Annotated in this window: 3 protein-coding genes and 3 pseudogenes; 4 read left to right on the top strand and 2 right to left on the bottom strand. The window is 32.9% G+C overall.

Going from position 1 to position 6,009, the window contains the following annotated elements; all coding sequences use genetic code 11:
• Positions 1-440: 440 nt before the first annotated feature.
• Together KFD70_RS24640 and KFD70_RS24635 are read right to left on the bottom strand one after the other, a co-directional pair.
• A pseudogene (locus KFD70_RS24640) lies at positions 441-1,141 on the bottom strand (IS6 family transposase).
• 379 nt (positions 1,142-1,520) lie between these two features.
• A complete protein-coding gene (locus tag KFD70_RS24635; RefSeq protein WP_336454158.1) occupies positions 1,521-1,967 on the bottom strand; it encodes a GNAT family N-acetyltransferase in 447 nt (148 codons plus the stop codon).
• Between the two features lie 192 nt (positions 1,968-2,159).
• On the opposite strand from KFD70_RS24635, the pseudogene KFD70_RS24630 reads away from it, so the two are divergent.
• From KFD70_RS24630 to KFD70_RS24615, 4 genes and pseudogenes are all read left to right on the top strand, one after another.
• Positions 2,160-2,243, top strand: a pseudogene (locus KFD70_RS24630) (recombinase family protein); the annotation flags it as partial.
• A gap of 131 nt (positions 2,244-2,374) precedes the next feature.
• On the top strand, positions 2,375-3,265 hold the full coding sequence (locus tag KFD70_RS24625) for an Rpn family recombination-promoting nuclease/putative transposase (protein WP_336454159.1): 891 nt from the start codon (positions 2,375-2,377) through the stop codon (positions 3,263-3,265).
• A gap of 547 nt (positions 3,266-3,812) precedes the next feature.
• Positions 3,813-4,265 (top strand): annotated as a pseudogene (locus KFD70_RS24620) (NUDIX hydrolase).
• Positions 4,266-4,555: 290 nt separating this feature from the next.
• Positions 4,556-5,734: a macrolide family glycosyltransferase gene (locus KFD70_RS24615; RefSeq protein WP_336454160.1), complete on the top strand. Its 1,179-nt coding sequence runs from the start codon at positions 4,556-4,558 to the stop codon at positions 5,732-5,734.
• The last annotated feature ends 275 nt before the right edge of the window (positions 5,735-6,009 follow it).

Raw genomic sequence — 6,009 nt, 5'->3', positions numbered from 1 at the left:
TGAACGAAAATTGTGATTATTAAAGTTGTTATTTGAGGGTAGCAGTGTAAACGAATAGGGCAGCCCAATAACTGCACATCAAGTGTAGGAAATTATGAATATATCAAGAGCATTACTTTTTAAGGGGTTAATGTAAAAATTGCTTCATAGAGACATAGAAGCCTATATGAGTTGTTTATAGTATAGTGTAAATGATCTGAAGTTTTTGTACCAGATGCTAATACTTTGATGATATTGCTGAGGAAAGGTGTATATTTTCATTGATATGTAAATATGCACCTTTTCTATTGTAAATGCAATTTAATAAAGACAAGATATAAAATTAATTTGAATTTCTGTAACGCACATATATGAAGCCATCCTTTTAAAAAGGAAGTGATTTATGGTTCTGTTGCGAAGTTTTGTTAAGGTTAAGTGGTGTCAACAAAAAGTTGTACATTTTATGCGGTTGTTAGTAGCCCCTGTAATTTATTGTACGTCGAAAAACCGAAGTCTGAGCCAAGACTTCGGTTTCGTTTATATAAAGCATGAATGGTTTCGATGCCTTTCAAGGTACGGGAAGCGTGGCGAAGATTTTGAAATTCTGCGGATTTGGAAAAACGTCGCTTCACATGCCTATGGTCCTGTTCAATGAGATTGTTCAAATGCTTGATTGTACAATGAGTTGTATTTATATAAAAGCCTTGTTCTCTTAATTTGTTAAATGCGCAAAGTAATGCTGGTGCTTTGTCTGTAGTGAGAACCGCTGGTTCTCCAAAGATTTTGACCAATCTTTTCATAAAGGCATAGGCAGCCTGATGATCCCGTTTTTTACGAAGTTGAATATCCAATGTGTGCCCGCCTTTATCAATTCGCCTTTATCAATTGCACGATATAAATAACACCATTTTCCTTTGACTTTTATATAGGTTTCATCTAGTTTCCAAGATAATTGAACGTTTTTATTTTTCTTCTTCCAAATTTGATAGATAAGATTTCCATATTCATGAACCCAGCGCATGATGGTTGTTGGGTGAACCAAAACACCACGCTCCTTCAAGATTTCAGATACATCACGATAACTTAAAGAAAAACGACAATAGTAGCCGACGGCTACCAAAATAATATCCTTTTTAAACTGTTTTCCTTTAAAATACCCCATATATCATTCTCCTGCTCACACTTTTTCTGCAGGTTATCTCAGTTTAGAAATCTTTGCAACAGAACCTTGGTAAACATAGCTAGTAAAAGTACTTACTTCCCAAGAAGCTCCCACTTCAAACGTCAGCTAAGTGGTGAGTAGTTCAAAAAATTCAGTAGTCATTTTGTTGTTTTTAAATAAAGTTTGATCAAATTGATACTAATAACCTTAATAAATGTTCATAGAAAAGAGCGTGTTTTGAAAAAAAGATTGATCAAAACACGCTCTTAATATTTTCAGTTGGTTCATTCTTTTATAAAAAAGTTTGATTATTTCCTATCTATGTTGCTCCACAATCGGGCCCTTTACTTTAATAAGTCTAAAAGTCATTTTCAAGTACTTACAAGGAATACTTAGCTAATTGTTCACCCCAAGATGATAATTCAGTCTCAATAAATCCTACCTTTTTATATACAAATTTTGCTGTAAGATTTTCAGGATCATATCCAATCATTATTAAAGAAATGTTTGCATTATTATTTCGTCTTATCTCTTCAATAACCAGATATATAGCTTGCTTACCTATACCTTTTCCTTGAAATTCTTCATCAATCATAAGTCTATAAATCCAATAATTATTATCATCAGGGTCTATCCCAAATATAGTAAATCCTATCATTTTATTATCAAGATAAATACCTTTTGCATAGAAATTATCTAGAAATTGAACTTCTGCGATAGAATAAAGGTTGGATGCAATAAATGTTTGTTGTTCTTCTTTAACAGATAATCTAATTGCTTCTTCCCAATTACTTTTGTCAATAGGCTTTAAATAAATTTTTTTCAATCTGGTACTCTCCCTTTAATATTGAATGGGAACCACGTATTTTATGGGCTATTGAAACGTTATCCCCTTGTTTTTTCGCCCAATTAAGTATAAATAACTTCTCATCGACAACGCCTCCTTAAAAATACAATTAAAAACAAATTATTATATTCAATATAATTATAATATTTCCTCTATAATTTATTGAAGTGATATGATTCTAAAGAATACAGCATAAAGGAAATTGTGAATATGACTGGTATTAGTCAAGCAATGCTGTATAGATACACACGAAAAAAATAAACAGATGCTGCAGGATAAAGAAGCTACAATGAATTAAACCTATAATAATAACAGTAGCATTTGCATGTGTAGGGGGCTATCTTATAAAATATAGTTAAGAAAAGAAAGACAGGGAGAGGAAACCCATGTCGACCAAATTAGTAAATTTACGAATTGATTTTGCTTTTAAACAGTTATTCGGAACAAAGGGGAACGAAGAAATTTTAATCGGATTCCTAAACGCCATCTTAGAAGAATCTTTAGATACCCCTATTTCATCATTACAACTTGAAGATCCACACCTTCATAAATCTTATGAAGATGATAAGTTATCTATTTTAGATTTATTAGCAACACTAAACAACGGAACACAAGTGAATATAGAAATTCAGCTTCGAAATACACATGATATGGTAAAACGCTCTTTATATTATTGGAGTAAACTCTATACATCCCAAATGCAAGAAGGGATGCCATATCGTTCACTTCGAAAAACAATCACTATTAACTTGTTAGATTTCATATTATTTTCTTATGACGAATCATTTCACACCATCGGTCAATTATGGAATTCCAAAACGAAAAAGATATTAAGTGATGATATCGAAATCCATTTTGTGGAGATTCCAAAATTAGTGAAGCAATGGCGTGAAGAAAAAGTAAACCCATGGGAAAATATGTTTGTCCGTTGGATGTTATTGTTGCCAGCCCATGAAGATGAACACTTAACTCAGACATTGGAGGAGATTGCGATGAATCAAGATCCAATTTTACAAAAAGCAATCAATAAATGGGAAAATATGAGCCATGATTCTTCTTTCCGAACAGCTTATGAAGCTCGTGAAAAAATACTTTTAGATGAACAAGCTAAAATAGCCCATGCGCGAGAAGAAGGATTAGAAAAAGGTAGAGAAGAAGGTATTGAACAGGGAAAAATCCAATTAATTCGTGGTATGTATAAAAATGGTATGCCGTTAGAAGACATTGCAAAATTCACTGGTCTCAGTACAAAAGAAATACAAAAATTACTACTATAGTTACTTTGCACCTAATTAAAATTAGGTGCTTTTTTCAGTTCTAATGCTAATGTATGTAAGCTTTGTATCAGAATCGTTATAATATGAAATTCATTTTATTATAGTTAATTAAAAGTGAATATAAATATAAAACTATCTGCAAGAATAACCTATTTTGTTAAGTGACAAAATAGTTGTTTAATTTACAATAAAGTCGTTTAAAAAATAATAAAGTTGTTAAAAAAATGCGGGTCATTCTATTCCACAATCCGGCCATTTTGTGGAGTAAGGGGTTTCATAAAACCCCACTTTTTTAATGCAGCTGCCATGTTTCTTCAGAAGCCGAAAATGTTAATTCATCAACGCTGTATAATAATCTAAAATAAACGAAAAATGACGATAAGTTGAAACTCTTAGGTGCCCAAAGGGTTTCATTTAGGTTTGGTTCCGTTAATGATGCGTTATGTTAACCGAGCATGTATGAAATATACATAAATAAGTCAGCCAAAACCCATAAAATTTCCCTCCTAAAACATGGTAATATTTTGTTATGGGAGGGAGAAAAAACATGGCTGATTATGTAAAAGAATTAAGGGAATTTATAGGTACAAGACCAATTATTGTAGCTGGTTCTACAATAATTGTCTTTAATGAAAAACAAGATTTATTGCTTCAATAACGTTCGGATACAAACGACTGGGGTTTACCAGGAGGGGCAATGGAATTAGGGGAATCCTTTGAAGAAGCAGCTAAACGAGAACTCTATGAAGAAACAGGCTTGCTAGCTGAAAGTTTTGAACTAATAGATGTTCTCTCTGGCGAAGATTTTTATTACAAATATCCACATGGGGATGAAGTATACAATATTATTGGTCTGTATAAAGCAAAAGGAATTTCAGGTAATTTAAGTATGGAAGATGGAGAAAGTATTGCTTTGAAATATTTTTCTTTGAAAAACCTCCCTATTTTACTTGAGAGTAGAGCTAAAATCATAATTGAAAAGTATTTCAAAGAATTCTAGATACATTTACTTCCGATTTCGGGTTTTATATAAATAAAATAGGTCTAAAGTATGAATCAGTTTCATTATTAAGTATGATTTGAAAATTCCTTTTTTTGTTATCATTTAATTAATATTTAACAAATGGGGGGTGAAATATAAAGCTTAAGGTTCAAGGGGTTTCTGAACGGGTTTTGCAGGTAGAATCAATGGCTAGAGCAGCGGGGGATTATTTGTATCCTTAATAGTCAAAGAGAAAGCAGTAAGAGAGTTAATATGTTGCAAGTATTGAGACAAGGAGTGTTATTCGGATGGCAAACATTTTAATGATTAATTTTCCAGCAGAAGGGCATGTCAATCCTACTTTGGGCATTGTAAAAGCTTTTGCGGAAATAGGAGACAGTGTTCACTATATTACAACTGAAAAATTTAAAGAACGTTTAGAAAAAGTTGGCGCAACGGTTCATCTTCAGCCTGATTTATTGAGTAAAGCATCCATTGATCCGTATTCGAATGCCGGTTTAAATGCCTTTCTGAAAATTCAAATTCAAACTTCATTTGACGCTTTAGATATCACAAAACAGTTATCTCAGGATATTGATTTTGACTTTGTATTTTATGAAAAATTTGGAGCAGGGCAACTAGTGAGAGATTACTTGCAAATTCCGGGAGTTTGCTCTTCAGCATCCTTTTTGTTTCCCAAAGAATTTCTTAAAAACATGCCTTTATCTCCAGAATCCGGATTTAAACCTGATGAAGAAGCTGAAAAGTTAATGGTACAAATGAAAGAATGTTATGGCGTAGAGCCGGAGAGCTCGGCTCAGTTTATGAATAATGCGGCGGAATTAACGATTGTATTTACGAGCCGGTATTTTCAGCCTAATAGCGAAAAATTCGATGATTCAAATATCTTTATCGGACCGACATTCCCAAAGAGGGCTTATACGGGTAGCTTTCCCTTTGAAGCATTAGAGGATGAACAAGTCCTTTATATTTCGATGGGGACGGTTCTTGACCGTACAGAGGAGTTTTTTAATACATGTATTGATGCATTCTCTGATTTCAAAGGAAAAGTTGTCATCGCTGCCGGTGAAAGAGTAGATATGACAAAAATTAAAGAAGCTCCCGAGAACTTTATCATTTCTTCATATGTACCGCAATTAAAGGTACTCGAGCATACGGATGTCTTTATTACCCATGGCGGTATGAACAGCGTGAATGAATCGATCCACTTCAATATCCCAATGGTTGTTATCCCGCATGACAAGGACCAGCCTACAGTGGCGCAGCGTCTGACTGAGCTTAATGCCGGCTACAGAGTATCAAAGGATAATTTGAAACCTGAAACGTTAAAGGATGCCGTTAAAGAAGTGCTGACCAACGAAATCTATAAAGAGGGTATCAAAAAAATTAATGAAAGTTTTCAAAAAAGCGGCGGGACAGAAAAAGCTATAGAAGCTATTGATGTTTTTGTGCAAAACAAAAAATGAAGAGAAACACAAAGCCTTATTCAATGCGAGTTGAATAAGGCTTTTTTAGTTTGACTTCCGATAAAAAAGATTATTTTAATTGAACAAATATAATTGAAAATTATTCTAATTATAGTAAAATTTATTAAATTGGTAACTATAATGAAAAGCGAAAAAGATGATTTACCTTGGAAAATATTTAAATTATGAATATCAATTCCAAGAAGTATCCGTTTAGCATTTTTGTGGTCAATTCTTATAGGATTTTCTTAATTTAGGTTGGATAAAAATCATAC

This window comes from Bacillus pfraonensis (genome assembly GCF_050768835.1).
Classification (GTDB): Bacteria; Bacillota; Bacilli; order Bacillales; family Bacillaceae_G; genus Bacillus_A; species Bacillus_A pfraonensis.
This window is presented reverse-complemented; position numbering and strand designations above follow the sequence as displayed.

Coding starts and splice junctions, on each gene's coding strand:
- KFD70_RS24625 (WP_336454159.1), top strand. CDS start 2,375: ATGTCGACCAAATTAGTAAATTTACGAATTGATTTTGCTTTTAAACAG.
- KFD70_RS24615 (WP_336454160.1), top strand. CDS start 4,556: ATGGCAAACATTTTAATGATTAATTTTCCAGCAGAAGGGCATGTCAAT.